Here is a 14849-nt window from a genome sequence, read left to right on the forward strand (position 1 = left end):
GCCAGGGAATATTGTTATGTGGCGAGGCATGCGTCGGCTGGCAGATATGCAATTCGGTTTTAATCTTGCCTCAGAAAGATATGGGTAATTGAAAGGCTCGTGAGGCGCTTACGGTGCGCGTGAGGTGCGCCAAGCCCGATCTGGCCCGCTCGCGTGACCGGCCCACGGCCTACTGCAGGCAAATTCAGTTTGACGACCGTCCAGAACCCGTCTGCGCAATACTATAGATTGGCACTGATCTCATGCCGTGCCAGAAATTCCATGAGCACCGGGCGACAGGTCTCGGCCGGAATATCAGTTTCAAACGCCCTGAATGCCTGCATCAGTCGGTGACTTTCCTGCCCATAATCTGATGCACCCCGATCGAGACCGTCCAGCTGCGTATGGATGGCGGTTTGCATGTGCGCGATGCGCTCGGCATCGTCGGCACTTGCTGCCGTCATCTCGGTGCTGCAGTGACTCTCGAGCAGGCTGCGCATCAACGGCGATTTGGCCAGGAACGATTGATAATCCTCATCGTTTTTTGCCGCCTCGTCGCCCGACAAACCTGCATTGCTGAGTACTTTCCTGGCCGCGGCAATATCTTGCTGGGTGATGCCGCTAGCGGCCGGATACAGCATGGTCGATATCTTGATCGGCAAGTCGAAGTCTTCGGAAAGCGCCACCAGATACCCGAGATACACTTCAATCTCATCACAGAAATTCATGGTGGCCACCTTGTCCTTGGCCAGCCGGCTAAGCACGTCCAGCCGATACTGGCCCTTGCACAGATCAACCAGCGCTGACGGATTGGCGTCAAATTCGCCGGCATGGATCGCGGCTTGCATGCGGCGGCTCAGGCACAGCGTTTCCATGTCCAGCAGCCGCAAGGCAACGCGGTCGCCGCAGGTCTCCACCGCCTCGAACGCGAGGTTGAAGCAATCTTCGCGCAAGGCCGGATCGTCCTGAAGCTGGGCGAGCAACTCGACGACGCGCTGTTTGGTTGCCGCCCTGATGGCAGGCGACGCGTGGCGGTAGTCGTTGGTCTCGCGCATGCGCGATAAAAAGGTGGCGAACTGGCTGGCGTTGTCCTGCCTCGGCAGCTCGGCCCACACTGCCGGGTTCAGTGCTTCCGACTCCGGTGAACTGACTTCGGCGCGCCAGCCGGCGACAGCCTGGTCCAGTGCGACGGGCTGGGTCACGACTGGTGGTGCTGCCATCGAATAGTAGATGCGTGGTCCATCATAGTCATGCCGGTTGAGGGTCTCGATGAGTCGGTTGCGTACGGCCTCCGACAAGCGGCTGGCATCAAGAGTAATGGCACAGTCGCGATGCAATTCAAGCAGGTCTTCCGGCAGGCTGGTGAGCGGCACGCGAGTCAGAGACAGTATCCGTAATTGCTGCAGATGGGCTAACCTTGGCAGCGTGCTGACGCCGTAGCATCCCGACAAAGTCAAGTTAGTCAGGAGCGCGCATTGCGATACATCCGGGGGGGTCGTGACATGTTCGCAAGCCCCCATATCCAGGCGAGTCAGCAGCGGGCATTGCGACACATCAGGGGGTGTCGTGACATTCCTGAAATACGTCATATCCAGGATAGTCAGCTGTGGACATTGCGACACATCCGGAGGTGTGGTGATATTTGTGCAACCCGTCGTATTCAGGCGAGTCAGTAGCGGACATTGCGACACATCAGGGGGTATCGTGACATTCCAGCAATGCGTCATATTGAGGGTAGTCAGCTGCGGACATTGGGACACATCAGGGGGGGGCGTGACATTCCCGCAATATGTCATATTCAAGGTGCTCAGTAGCGGACATTGCGACACATCCGGGGCTGTCGTGACATTCTCGCAATGCGACATATCCAGTGTAGTCAGCAGTGGGCATTGCGACACATCCGGCGGGGTCGTGACATTGCGGCAATACGACATATCCAGGTTAGTCAGCTGCGGACATTGCGACACATCCGGGGCTGTCGTGACATTCTCGCAACTCCGTATATTCAAGTTTGTCAGCTGCAGGCATTGAGACACATCCGGGGGTGTCCTGACATTGCGGCAATACGACATATTCAGCTCAGTCAGCAGCGGGCATTGCGACAGATCCGGGGGTGTCGTGGCATTGCGGCAATGCGACATATCCAGGGTAGTCAGCAGCGGGCAGTGCGACAGATCCGGAGGGGCCGTGACGTTGTGGCAATACGCCATATTCAAGGTAGTCAACAGCGGGCGGTCCGATACATCCGGGGGTGTCGTGAGCGCGTAGCATCCAGACATATTCAACGAAACTGCCGTTGCAGGAATCGGCGGCAGGCTTGTCAACCTGTAACGGCTTCCGGTCACCAATTGAGTCGCGTCCGGATTTGTCCAGCATTGCCTGAATAATTCGCCGACTGCGCTTCGCTCCGACCGCTCGTCTTCGGGACTGCTGTCGATCCAGTTCTGGATTACGCGAAGGTGCTCTTCCAACGGTATCGATCGATCCTCCAACGGCTGAATCCATTCGCTGTCGCCTTGTATCGCAGCCGCATCAGGCGCAGGCCCCGTGGAAGAACCACTTGCTGCTGATGGCGCCGATGGAGCAAGCTGCCGTGGACTGTCGGGTGCAGCTTCCGGCAAAGATTGCACTGCAACTTCGACTCCCGGTTGGATGTTGATGACCGGGGCATCATCCGGCACGTTGCCGGGGACTGGCTGCCGCTGTTGCAATCGGGCTTGCGCCGCGCGCGCTCCGGGAAGACAGCAACACCGTGCACCCAGGTGTGCAGCGGCTGTCGGACGTTGACCAGCCTCTGCGGTCAACTCGAGTGGCGCGGGCGCGGGCTGCGGGGTAGTTTGCGGGCGGACTGGGGAAGGTGAATTTGATCTCATTTATCTACATCGGGCAGGTTATTGCGGAACCTGTGAGTAATCGCATGCGGGAATCGGTTCCGCCGGGCCGTGGTTTGCTTCAAATTCAGGAACCGGCAGATGTGACGATGCGAGTCGATTTCTGCAGGGCTCCTCCGATGCAATTCAAGCACAACACCGAGCGCCGCCATCACATTCCAAAGATGAAATTCAAGGTGCAGAATCGGGCAGGGGTTGGAATGCCGTCGTCTTCGGTTTTGAAGTGCAACATCACCCGTATCCGCAACTTAGCTGGTTCATCCGGTCAATACGCTGCTCGCGATCCGCTGACGAGGGGTTGACCTGCGCCCCACCGTTGTCGCAGCGTCACGTTGGCCAACAGCAAATAGCATAGGATGCCAACCGCCGCATCCGCCAAGGTCCTGAGTACGCCAACGTACAGACCCCATCCGCCTTACAGCCGATCCTGAACCCCTGACATTTATCAACATTCAATCAGGAGCACCGCATGGGCACTATTCTTTTGGTTATTCTTATCCTCGTCGTCATCGGCGCCCTCCCATCCTGGCCGCATAGTCGCAACTGGGGCTATGGGCCAAGCGGGATCACCGGTCTGATCGTCATCGTCCTGATTATCATGCTGCTGACTGGCCGACTGTAAGACGGGAGACAGCCGGCACAACCTTGCGCCGGCGTCGTATCCTCTGGAGAACTTCGATGCGTACAATGAAAGCGGCAGTGTTTCTCCGTCCAGGCAAGATTGCGCTGGAAGATAAGCCAATACCGTCGCCTGGACCAGGCGATGCCCTGATCAAGATCACCACCACCACCATCTGTGGCACCGATGTACACATCCTCAAGGGCGAGTACCCGGTTGTTGCCGGACTCACTATTGGTCATGAGCCGGTTGGCATCATCGAACAACTTGGCGTTGGCGTGACGGGCTATGCGGTCGGACAACGCGTCATCGTTGGCGCAATTACCCCGTGCGGACAGTGCCATCCCTGCCTTGACGGGCACACGTCGCAATGCGGCGGCAAGACGGCAGGCGGCTGGCGTTTCGGCAATACGATTGATGGCGCGCAGGCCGAATATCTGCTGGTACCCAACGCGACGGCCAATCTTGAAATCATTCCCGACGGCCTGACCGATGAACAGGTGCTGATGTGCCCCGACATCATGAGCACCGGTTTCGGTGGCGCTGAAAATGGCGAGATCAAAATCGGCGACACGGTGGTTGTTTTCGCGCAGGGTCCCATCGGCTTGTGCGCGACCGCCGGGGCCAAACTCAAGGGAGCGAGTCTGATCATCACCGTAGACAGCTCAGCATCCCGGCTTGCCGTGTCGAAGGAGCTGGGCGCCGATGTCACGATTGATTACACGCAGCAGGACCCGATAGCCGAAATCATGCGCTTGACCAACGGACGTGGTGTCGATGTCGCGATCGAAGCGCTGGGCACGCAAGTCACCTTTGAAAATTGTTTGCGCGTGCTCAAGCCAGGTGGAACGCTGTCAAGCCTCGGCGTGTACTCGGGCAAACTGACCCTGCCGCTGGATGCCTTCGCAGCCGGCCTGGGCGATTACCGGATCATCACGACACTGTGCGGCGGTGGCAAGGAACGCATGCGCCGTTTGCTCAATGTCGTAGCGTCAGGACGTGTCAATTTCAAGCCGATGGTCACCCATCGTTTTCGGCTCGATCAAATTGAACAGGCCTATGACCTGTTTGCCAATCAGCGCGATGGCGTGCTGAAGGTCGCGATCACACCCTGATCTGTTTTCTAATTTCCTGGAGCAAAAATGAATAATTCGTTTCCCGCCAACGTGGCGGTAGCGGCGCTGTGCGCCGTCTGCGTGCTGATCGCGACGGGGTGTAGCAAGCAGCCGGAAGCCGGCTCTGGCGCGCCACCCACCACCATCGGAACGGAAGTCGATGACGTCGTCATTGCGACCAAGGTCAAGACCGCACTGGCAACGATTGAAGGCATGAATGGCCTGCAAATCAAGGTCGACACCAACAAGGGCGTGGTCATGCTCAGCGGTTTCGCCGACAACCAGGAACAGCTCGATCGGAGTATCGTGGTTGCCAAGGGCGTGCCGGGTGTCACGGCGGTGGATAACCAGATGAGCCTGAAGCAGGGCGTGCAAAGCGCTGGCAACAAGATCGATGACAGTCTGGTGACCGCACGCGTCAAGGCGGCATTACTGGCCGACGATACGATGAAGAGTATCGATATCGCCGTCGCGACCCGCAAGGGCGAAGTGCAATTGAGTGGATTCGTCGATAACGATGCCCAACTCGCGCGCGCAATGGATATTTCCAAGGCGGTTGAAGGCGTTGGCAGCGTCGTCAACCACATGAGTCTGAAAAAATAAGAATCAGGAGCGTACATGTCCCAACTAACGACGGCGGAAATCGCCGAATTCGACACTGCATTGCAGTTGCGTAGCAGCGCATTGCTGGAAGCCATCCGTCAACATACCCAGCAGGCCACCCTGCCGGACGACAGCGTTGTCGGGGGTCTGGCGCCGGAGCCAGCGGAGCTGCAGGAATCAGAACAGCAGAATGATGTCGGCACTGCGCAATTGGCGCTTGAATACGCTGAAATGGCGGAGATCACCGGCGCGCTGAAACGCATCGAAGACGGCACATATGGCATCTGCACCGACTGCGGAAATGCCATCGCGCTGGCCCGATTGCGGGTGGTGCCAACGGCGCGCCACTGCATCAGCTGCCAGGAAGCCCTGGAAAAAACCAATCCGGGTACCTCGACTTGAGGACATGCCGCCACCCGATTCGATCCACCTGCAAAGGGGTACTGTCATGAGCTATCAAACCATTCTGGTCCACGTTGACGCGACCGAGCGCGCCCAGATCCGGATCGACATTGCCGCCCGCATGGCCGAAAGCAACGACGGCCATCTAGTTGGACTTGCCGCCACTGGTGTGTCGGGTCTGTTTTATCTGCCGGGAGCGATCGGCGAGTCAAATGTCGAACTGACCGCTGTCCTCGCGCTGTTGCAGCAACGCGCTGGATTCGCGCTCACGACGTTCGATGCCACCGTTGCCAAGACCGGATTACGCTCGTTCGAACGGCGCGTTTCCGACGACGAAGCGGGCGCTGCTGTCAGCCTGCAGGCGCGCTATAGCGACCTGGTGGTAATCGGCCAGACCGATCCTCAAGATGCTTCGCCGGCAGTGCGCGGCGATTTTCCCGAGTACGTCGTCATGCATGGTGGCCGGCCGGTGCTGGTGATTCCCTACGCGGGACGCATCGACTCGCTGGGCAAGCGAATCCTGGTGGCATGGGATGGCAGCATGCCCGCTACGCGTGCGGTGACCGCGGCAATTCCATTGTTGCAGCAGGCAGAACTGGTGCAGATCGTGATCTTCGATGCGCAACTTGATGCGCTCCGCCAGGGCGAGCAACCAGGTGCGGATATCGCGCTGTATCTTGCACGTCACGGCGTCAATGTCGAGGTAACGTCGCATTCCACCGACATCGGATCGCGCAGTGGCGGCACCGCAGATATCGACATCGGCAACGCGCTGCTGTCCTACGCAACCGACTGCAGCGCCGATCTGATCGTCATGGGCGCCTACACCCATTCGCGCTTTCGTGAAATCCTGTTGGGCGGGGTGACCAGCACCGTGCTGAAATCGATGACTATTCCGGTGCTGATGGCGCATTGACAGCGATCATGCATGACTCGGTGCGCCAGCGCACGGATTTGGCATGCGTATGCTATTACTCTCAGGCATCGGGTCTGATTCGGGACACGTTGACACCGCCCGCATTGGGCGTGCCCCAACAGCAAGGAGTTCGAGATGATGCTTAAAAAAATTCTGGTCACCGCCATTGCGTTCTCATTGACCGCGAGCAGCTTTGCTTTCGCGGACAACGATAACCGTGGCCGAGGCAATGGCAATGGCGACGGACGCTATGAGCGTCGCGATGACCGTCGCGATGATCGCCGTGACGACCCTCGCGATGATCGGCACGACAACAAGGAAAAGTTCGCCAACGGGCACGACAATGGCCGCCACAACGGCGAGCGCGGCGCCGGCCCGGATCACCGCTACTACCGTGGCGATCGCTTGCCCTATGAATATCGATCACGCCAGTATGTGGTGGACGATTGGCGCGGTCATCGCCTCAGTGCGCCACCACGTGGCTATCACTGGGTGCAGTCGGGCGGCGATTACATTCTGGTTGCCATCGCAACCGGCGTGATCCTGCAGTTGTTACTGACGAACTGACGTGCGCGCACCGGCTCGATGACGCCGGTGGACACTACCTTGCCAAAGCCGCCGAATCAGGCGGCTTTGCGCTTACACTGCGCTATGACCGAACCATCCCCTCATTTCCGTTTTCATGCATGATTTTCTGATGGTGTTTCTCGCCCTCCTGTTGGTTGTTCTCAACGGCTTCTTTGTGGCCGCCGAGTTCGGCCTCGTCAAACTGCGCCAGACCCGTATCCGTGCGATCGTTAAAACGCAAGGATTGCGCGGTCGTATCCTGGGCATCGTGCACGCCCAGCTCGACGCCTACCTGTCGGCCTGCCAACTCGGTATTACGCTGGCGTCGCTTGCCCTCGGTTGGGTTGGCGAGCCGGCGTTTGCGGGATTGCTGCACCCGTTGTTCGTGGCGCTGGGGATCACCTCGGAGAACTTCATTCATCTGGTGTCGTTCGGTTTTGCCTTCCTGACGATTTCATTCCTGCATATTGTGGTCGGTGAGTTGGCGCCAAAGTCGCTGGCGATCCGCAATCCGGAAATCATCGGCTTGTGGTGCGCGCTGCCGCTGTATGGTTTTTACTGGAGCATGTATCCGGTCATCTGGGTCCTCAACCAAAGCGCGAACGGGGTGCTTCGGCTGTTTGGGCTGAGCGGCGGGCATGGTCAGGACGCGCAGTATTCGGCCGACGAACTCAAGTTGATCTTGCGCAGCAGCCGGCCTGGCGAAAAATTCAATCGCGACGAGTGGAACGTACTGGCCCAGACGCTCGATTTCAGCGAACTTGATGTCGGCGACCTGATGCGGCCGGCGCACGAAATGGCGTCGCTGAGTGCAGGACAGTCGTTGCAGGAAAACCTAGCGGTGGTGTACCGCAGTCGCTATAGCCGTTACCCTTATTTCGACGCCGAAGGACGTGAACTGCTCGGTGTGATTCATTTGAAGGATCTGTTTCTGGCGCAGCAGGCCGGACTGCCAATCGACAATCTGCAGCAATATTTCCGACCCGCGCTGACGATTTCCCCGCGCATGCCGGCGCTCGAACTGTTTCGCCGGTTTCGCAAGGGGGCGCCGCATTTTGCGGTGGTGCGGCAGGAAGGGCAGAAGCCGGTCGGCTTCGTCACGCTCGACAATTTGCTGGGCGCCATGGTCGGTGAAATCCGCGACGAATTCCGCCAGAATGATCAGGACTGGGCGCGCCAGGATGATGGCACGCTGCTGGGGAAGGGCAGTTTGCCCATCTTTACGCTGGAACGCATCCTCGGCATCGACATCGAGAATGAAGAACTCGATCTTGACGACATAGATTCCGTCGGTGGCCTGATCATGGCCAAGCTGGGCGATATCCCGAGCGAAGGTCAGCGCATCGACTTTGCGCAGTTTCATGTCGTGGTCAAAAAAATGAACGGGCCGCGCATCGTGATGGTGAAGGTGACGCCGAAGGCGGTGGATGTGGATGACTTCGGTTTGTCGGGCTGAGCGGATAAAATAGCGCCACTTCCAACTCACCCCCAACCATCATGACTCAAGATGAACTCAAACAGGCCGTTGCCCGCGCCGCCATCGATTACGTAGTCGATGGCGCCATCGTTGGCGTCGGCACCGGCTCGACCGCCAATTTCTTCATCGATGAACTGGCGAAGATCAAACACAGGATCAAGGGTGCCGTTGCGTCCTCGGAAGGAACCGCGGTGCGGCTGGCGGCCCATGGCATTGCCGTGTTCGACCTGAATGACGTCGATGCGATGCCGGTCTATATCGACGGTGCCGACGAAATTACCGCGTCGGGCGCGATGATCAAGGGCGGTGGTGCAGCCCTGACGCGCGAGAAAATCGTCGCCTCGGTGGCGACAAAATTCATCTGCATTGCCGATGGCTCAAAGCTGGTGGATGTGCTGGGTGCGTTTGCGTTGCCGGTCGAGGTGATTCCGATGGCGCGGGCAGTGGTTGCGCGCAAGCTCGCCGCGCTGGGTGGCACGCCACGCTTGCGGGTCAAGGACAATCAGCCGGTGCTGACCGATAACGGCAATGTGATCATTGACGTGGTCGGACTGCACATCGCCGATCCGGTCGCGCTCGAGCGTGACATCAACATGATTGCCGGCGTCGTGACCGTCGGCTTGTTTGCCGAGCGCGGCGCCGATGTGGCGCTGCTCGGCACGGCCGACGGCGTCAGAACACTGACGTTCTGAGTCGCAGGCGCGCCAGCGCAAAAATACGGTCAGTCGGCCGGCGGCACATAGCCTTGTGCCGCATCCGCGCCATCGCCAAAGAAATGTTTTTCCATTTGCGTGGCCAGATATTTGCGTGCGCGCAGATCGGCCAGGTTCAGGCGGTTCTCGTTGACCAACATGGTTTGATGCTTGAGCCAGGCCGCCCAGGCTTCCTTCGACACCGACTCCCAGATGCGTTTGCCGAGCTCGCCCGGATACGGTGGAAAGTCCAGCCCTTCGGCCTCTTTGTCGAGTTTGATGCAGTGAATCATGCGTGCCATGAGATGTTCCGTTCGTGAATTAAAGTGTTTTTACCAGCACCAGCGATTTGCGCTGCCAGTTATACATGTGTTGGCGATCCTTGGGCAGCGAGTCCAGCGGCGCGGCAACGAAGCCACGCTTGAGGAACCAGTGCGCGGTTCGGGTCGTCAGCACGAAGATTTTCTTGAAGCCTTCGGCGCGGGCGCGATTTTCCATATGCTTGAGGATGCGTTCGCCATCGCCTTGCGCCTGCACTTCCGGGTTCACGGTCAGGCAGGCCATTTCTGCCATTTTCTCGGCCGGGAACGGGTACAGCGCGGCGCAGCCGAAGATCACGCCATCGTGCTCGATGACGGAAAAATACTCGATCTCGCGTTCGATCAGTTCACGCCCGCGCTTGACCAGCGTGCCGTCGGCTTCCAGCGGTTCGATCAGTTTCAGAATGCCGCCGACGTCTTCGATGGTGGCTTCGCGCAGCGTTTCCAGATTCTGGTACGAGATCATCGTGCCGACGCCATCGTGCGTGAACAATTCCAGCAGGGCCGAGCCATCCATCGCAAAGGGCACGATGTGCGCGCGCGCCACGCCGCCGTTACACGCCTTGACCGCGTGTTGCAAATAAAAGATCGCGTCGCTCGGCAGGAATCCGGCCATCAGCACGGCTTCGGCCTGATGCGATGACAGTTCGCGAATTTCTTCGCCGCCGGCGTCGCGCATCAGCGGAATCTCGCTGATGAAAATGAGTTTGTCAGCGCGTAGTGCAATCGCCGCCGAAACGGCCACGTCTTCCATGGTCAGATTGAACATCTCGCCGGTCGGCGAAAAGCCCAGCGGCGACAGCAGCACCAGGCCGCCGGCATCCAGAATCGGGTGAATCGTTTCATAGGCAATCTTGCGCGCGACGCCGGTCAATTCGAGATCGACGCCATCGATGACCCCCAGCGGCCGGGCCGTGACGAAATTGCCCGAGATGATGCGGATCGCCGCGTGCGCCATCGGTGTGTTCGGCAAGCCTTGGCTGAATGCCGCTTCGATATCCAGGCGCAGTTCGCCGGCGGCCTCCTTGGCGCATTCGAGCGCGGCGCTGTCGGTGATGCGCAAACCGTTATGAAAATGTTCCTCGGCATTGCGCAACGCCAGCTGCTCGGCCACTTGCGGACGCGAGCCATGCACGATCACGACCTTGATCCCGAGCGCATGCAGCAGCGACAGATCCTGCGCCAGAACCGGCAGCGCACCGGCCATCACGAGCTCGCCCGGAAAGGCGACGACAAAGGTCTTGCCGCGAAAGGCATGAATGTAGGGTGCGACTGAACGCAGCCACTGAACGAACTCGACGGGGGTTTCCATGTTGCGCATTATAATTCGCTCCGCCATGACATCACCTGAACCGCAACAAAAAAGTCCCCCCCGTGCCGCCACCCGGGCACCCGGTCACAACCCAGCCCGTAACCCGGTGCGCAATCCGCTGCCTGCGATCCTTTATCCCGAGGAGTTGCCGGTGTCCGGCCGGCGCGAGGATATTGCCGCGGCACTGCGGGCGCATCAGGTCATCATCGTCTGCGGCGAAACCGGTTCCGGCAAGACCACCCAGTTGCCGAAGATTTGCCTGGAGCTTGGCCGCGGCGTGACCGGCCTGATCGGGCATACCCAACCGCGCCGGATTGCCGCTTCCTCGACCGCCAAGCGGATCGCGCAGGAACTCAATTCGCCGCTGGGCGAGCATGTCGGCTTCAAGGTGCGTTTCACCGACACCTTGTCTCCCGGCGCCTGGATCAAGCTGATGACCGACGGCATCCTGCTGGCCGAGACCCAGACCGATCCGCTGCTCAGGCAGTACGACACGATCATCATCGATGAGGCGCACGAACGCAGTCTCAACATCGATTTTCTGCTCGGCTACCTCAAGCAGTTGCTGCCCAAGCGGCCCGACCTGAAGGTCATCATCACCTCGGCCACCATCGACGCCGATCGCTTTGCGCGCCACTTCGGCACGGACGTCAAACCGGCGCCGGTGATCGAAGTCTCGGGACGGCTGTATCCGGTCGAAATCCGCTACCGCCCGGTCGATTCGAGCGACCGCAGCGAGGTCAAGCCGGGCGCCACGCCGAACACCGCGCAAAAGGAACGCGGACAGCGCGACCTGATGGACGCGATGGCGGAAGCCGTCGACGAACTGTGCCGGGTCGGCTCCGGCGACGTGCTGGTGTTTCTGCCGGGCGAACGCGAGATCCGCGATGCAGCCGAGACGCTGCGCAAGCATCATCCGCCGCACGTGGAAATCCTGCCGCTGTTTGCACGGCTGTCGGCGCAGGAGCAGGAGCGCGTGTTCAAGGTCTCGAATGCACGCCGCATCGTGCTGGCCACGAATGTGGCGGAAACCTCGCTGACGGTGCCCGGTATTCGGTACGTTGTCGACGCCGGGCTGGCGCGCGTGAAGCGCTACAGCTATCGCAACAAGGTCGAGCAATTGCAGATCGAGGCGATCGCGCAGTCGGCCGCCAACCAGCGTGCCGGCCGTTGCGGCCGGGTTGCCGCCGGGGTCTGCATTCGCCTGTATGAAGAAAAGGATTACCTGCAACGACCCGCCTTCACCGAGCCAGAGATCCTGCGCTCGTCGCTGGCATCGGTAATTCTGCGGATGAAGTCGCTGCATCTGACCGATGTCGAAACCTTTCCCTTCATTGAACCGCCGCCCGGTCGGGCGATTGCCGACGGCTACCAGCTGCTGCAGGAACTCGGCGCCGTCGATGACAACAACCAGCTGACCAAACTCGGCCGCCAGCTTGGCAAATTGCCACTCGATCCGCGCGTCGGGCGAATGATTCTGGCGGCGCTCGACAATGTCTGCCTGCGCGAAGTGCTGATCATCGCTGCCGCGTTGTCGGTGCAGGACCCGCGCGACCGCCCGCTGGAAGTGCAGGCCGCCGCCGACGCCGCCCACAAGAAATTCGCCGATGAGAAATCCGAATTCCAGAGTTATCTGAAAATCTGGAGCTGGTTCGAGGAAGCGATCGAGCACAAGAAGACCAACCGCCAGTTGCAAGACGCCTGCCGTGCCAATTTTCTGTCGCAGATGCGCTTGCGCGAATGGCGCGACGTGCATTCGCAACTGCTGACCATCGTCAAGGAGCAGGGCTGGCGTCTCAATGAGGCACCGGCCACCTATGAAAACCTGCACAGCGCCTTGCTGACCGGTCTGCTCGGCAACCTCGGCTTCAAGTCCGAGGAAGACACCCAGTATCTGGGCGCGCGCGGCATCAAGTTTCATATCTGGCCAGGTTCCAGCCTGCTCAAGAAGGCCGGCAAGTGGGTGATGGCCGCCGAGCTGGTCGACACCACGCGGCTGTATGCCCGCTGCGTCGCGCAGATTCAGCCGGAATGGCTGGAGCGGGTCGGCGCGCATCTGCTGAAGAAATCGTACGGTGAACCGCGCTGGGAAAAAAACAGTGCGCAGGTGACGGCGTTCGAGCGCGCCACCCTGTACGGGCTGGTGGTGTACAGCCAGCGGCGCATCAACTTTGGCCTGATCAATCCGGTCGAGGCGCGCGAAATTTTCATTCGCGATGCGCTGGTCGGCGCCGAGTTCGATACCCGCGCGCCATTTTTCGCCGCCAACAACAAGCTGATCCGCGACATCGAGAATCTCGAACACAAGTCGCGGCGGCTGGACGTGCTGGTCGATGATGAATTGATCGCCGCGTTTTACGACAAGCTGCTGCCGGCCGATGTCTGCAACGGCATCGGCTTCGAGAAGTGGCACAAGGACGCCACCCGCGACAATCCCAAGCTGCTGTTCCTGAATCGCGAAGACCTGATGCGGCACGAAGCGGCCGGCATCACCACCGATCTGTTTCCGAAGTTGCTGCCCGGCGTCGGCATCGACATGACGCTGACGTACCATTTCGAACCGGGGACGCCGCGCGATGGCGTGACGCTGGCCGTGCCGCTGTTTGCCTTGAACCAGTTGTCGGCCGCGCGTTGCGACTGGCTGGTGCCCGGCATGCTCAAGGAAAAAGTGCATCTGCTGCTCAAATCGCTGCCGCAAAAACTGCGGCGCCATTGCGTGCCCTTGCCGCAGTACGCCGCCGGCTTCATGGAGCGCATTGCCGCTGCCAATACCTTCGGCCGCGGCAGCCTGATCGAGGCGATCATCGCCGATGTGCGCACGCATGCCAGCATTACGCCGCTGGTCAGCGACTTCAAGGTGGAAACGCTGCCGGCGCATCACTTCATGAATTTCAAGGTGATCGACGAGCATGGCCGGCAGCTGGAGATGGGCCGCAACCTCGGCGCGCTGCAGGCCGAATTCGGCGGCCAGGCACGTGAGAGCTTTCAAAAAATGGCTGAGTCGACCGCGATCACGCAGACTGTGCCGACGGCCCGGGCGAGCGGCGGCGCTGCGGCGCTCAAGGCACCGGCCGTCAACGCCACCCAGCATCAGAACCTGACTGCCTGGACCTTTGGCGAACTGCCGGAGCTGCTGGAAATCCAGCAAGGCAAGCTCACGCTGATCGGCTTTCCGGCGCTGGTCGACAAAACCACGCACTGCGATCTGGAAGTGTTCGACGACCCGACCGAGGCGGAGCGCATTCATCGCGGCGGCCTGCGCCGCTTGCTGGCGCTGCAATTGCGCGAGCAATTGAAATACCTTGAAAAGAACATTCCGGGTTTGCAGCAGATGGGCATGCAGTTCATGGCGCTGGGTTCGCAGGAAGAATTGCGCGACCAGATTATCGAAGCCGGGCTGGAGCGCGCCTGTCTGCAGGAACCATTGCCACGCACTGCCAAGGAATTCGAGGCCCGCAAGGAGGCCGGCAAGTCTCGCCTCGGCCTGCTGGTCAACGAGATTGCCCGGCTGGTGGCGCAGGTGCTGACCGAATACCATGCGTTGCCAAAAAAATTGCAGGGCGCGAAAGGCCATCCGCAATCGGTCGCCGATATCCAGGCGCAGATGCAGGGCTTGCTGGGCAAGCGTTTCGTCACCGAAACCGGTTATGCGCATCTGACGCACTTTCCGCGCTATTTGAAGGCCATCAATGTGCGGTTGGAAAAGCTGCGTGCCGATCCGGCCCGCGATGTGCGCGCGATGACCGAGTGGCAGCAGGCCGCGGCATTATGGCAACGCGCTTCGAAGGAAAAACAGAGCGGCCGCAATGCCGATCCGAAGATGGCAGAGTTTCGCTGGCTGCTCGAGGAACTGCGCGTATCGCTGTTTGCGCAGGAGCTGAAAACGCCGATGCCGATCTCGGCAAAACGGCTGCAAAAGGTGTGGGAATCGATGCAGCGGTAGGACGTCTTGAGGG

13 protein-coding genes are annotated in these 14849 nt (G+C 59.9%); 10 read left to right on the forward strand and 3 right to left on the reverse strand.

The genetic code is table 11. The annotated features are described in order from the left end of the window. Positions 1–221: 221 nt before the first annotated feature. Entirely contained in the window at positions 222–2690 is a 2469-nt protein-coding gene (locus RCH09_RS16155) for an NEL-type E3 ubiquitin ligase domain-containing protein (protein ID WP_326942163.1), read from the reverse strand. Positions 2691–2836: 146 nt separating this feature from the next. On the opposite strand from RCH09_RS16155, the gene RCH09_RS16160 reads away from it, so the two are divergent. The 9 genes from RCH09_RS16160 to rpiA all read left to right on the forward strand — a co-directional run bounded on the left by RCH09_RS16160 (position 2837) and on the right by rpiA (position 9261). Further along, positions 2837–3172, forward strand: a complete 336-nt coding sequence (locus RCH09_RS16160) for a hypothetical protein (protein ID WP_326942164.1) — start codon at positions 2837–2839, stop codon at positions 3170–3172. A gap of 167 nt (positions 3173–3339) precedes the next feature. Then, positions 3340–3492, forward strand: coding sequence for a DUF3309 domain-containing protein (locus tag RCH09_RS16165; protein ID WP_326942165.1), 153 nt, complete (start codon positions 3340–3342; stop codon positions 3490–3492). Between the two features lie 56 nt (positions 3493–3548). Beyond that, a complete protein-coding gene (locus tag RCH09_RS16170; protein WP_326942166.1) occupies positions 3549–4604 on the forward strand; it encodes an NAD(P)-dependent alcohol dehydrogenase in 1056 nt (351 codons plus the stop codon). Between the two features lie 27 nt (positions 4605–4631). After that, positions 4632–5207 (forward strand): BON domain-containing protein, encoded by a 576-nt coding sequence (locus RCH09_RS16175; RefSeq protein ID WP_326942167.1) that lies wholly within the window; start codon positions 4632–4634, stop codon positions 5205–5207. Between the two features lie 15 nt (positions 5208–5222). After that, positions 5223–5609: a TraR/DksA family transcriptional regulator gene (locus tag RCH09_RS16180; protein WP_326942168.1), complete on the forward strand. Its 387-nt coding sequence runs from the start codon at positions 5223–5225 to the stop codon at positions 5607–5609. Between the two features lie 46 nt (positions 5610–5655). Continuing rightward, positions 5656–6525, forward strand: coding sequence for a universal stress protein (locus RCH09_RS16185; protein ID WP_326942169.1), 870 nt, complete (start codon positions 5656–5658; stop codon positions 6523–6525). A 138-nt stretch (positions 6526–6663) separates the two neighbouring features. Beyond that, the gene (locus tag RCH09_RS16190) at positions 6664–7092 is read left to right on the forward strand and encodes an RcnB family protein (RefSeq protein WP_326942206.1); all 429 of its coding nucleotides are present in this window, start codon (positions 6664–6666) and stop codon (positions 7090–7092) included. A gap of 115 nt (positions 7093–7207) precedes the next feature. Further along, positions 7208–8548: a hemolysin family protein gene (locus RCH09_RS16195; RefSeq protein WP_326942170.1), complete on the forward strand. Its 1341-nt coding sequence runs from the start codon at positions 7208–7210 to the stop codon at positions 8546–8548. Positions 8549–8589: 41 nt separating this feature from the next. Beyond that, complete coding sequence (gene rpiA / locus RCH09_RS16200; RefSeq protein WP_326942171.1) at positions 8590–9261, forward strand: ribose-5-phosphate isomerase RpiA; 672 nt, start codon at positions 8590–8592, stop codon at positions 9259–9261. A 29-nt stretch (positions 9262–9290) separates the two neighbouring features. On the opposite strand, the gene RCH09_RS16205 is transcribed toward rpiA, so the two are convergent. Both RCH09_RS16205 and argA read right to left on the reverse strand, forming a co-directional pair. Then, complete coding sequence (locus RCH09_RS16205) at positions 9291–9563, reverse strand: oxidative damage protection protein (RefSeq protein ID WP_326942172.1); 273 nt, start codon at positions 9561–9563, stop codon at positions 9291–9293. Positions 9564–9582: 19 nt separating this feature from the next. Further along, positions 9583–10893 carry an amino-acid N-acetyltransferase gene (gene argA, locus RCH09_RS16210; RefSeq protein WP_326942173.1) on the reverse strand — a complete coding sequence of 437 codons (1311 nt, stop codon included), beginning with the start codon at positions 10891–10893 and terminating at the stop codon, positions 9583–9585. Positions 10894–10918: 25 nt separating this feature from the next. Here argA and hrpA point away from each other — a divergent pair, with 25 nt between their 5' ends. After that, positions 10919–14836: an ATP-dependent RNA helicase HrpA gene (gene hrpA, locus RCH09_RS16215; RefSeq protein ID WP_326942174.1), complete on the forward strand. Its 3918-nt coding sequence runs from the start codon at positions 10919–10921 to the stop codon at positions 14834–14836. Positions 14837–14849 lie beyond the last annotated feature (13 nt).

Source organism: Actimicrobium sp. GrIS 1.19 (assembly GCF_035984655.1).
Classification (GTDB): domain Bacteria; phylum Pseudomonadota; class Gammaproteobacteria; order Burkholderiales; family Burkholderiaceae_D; genus Actimicrobium.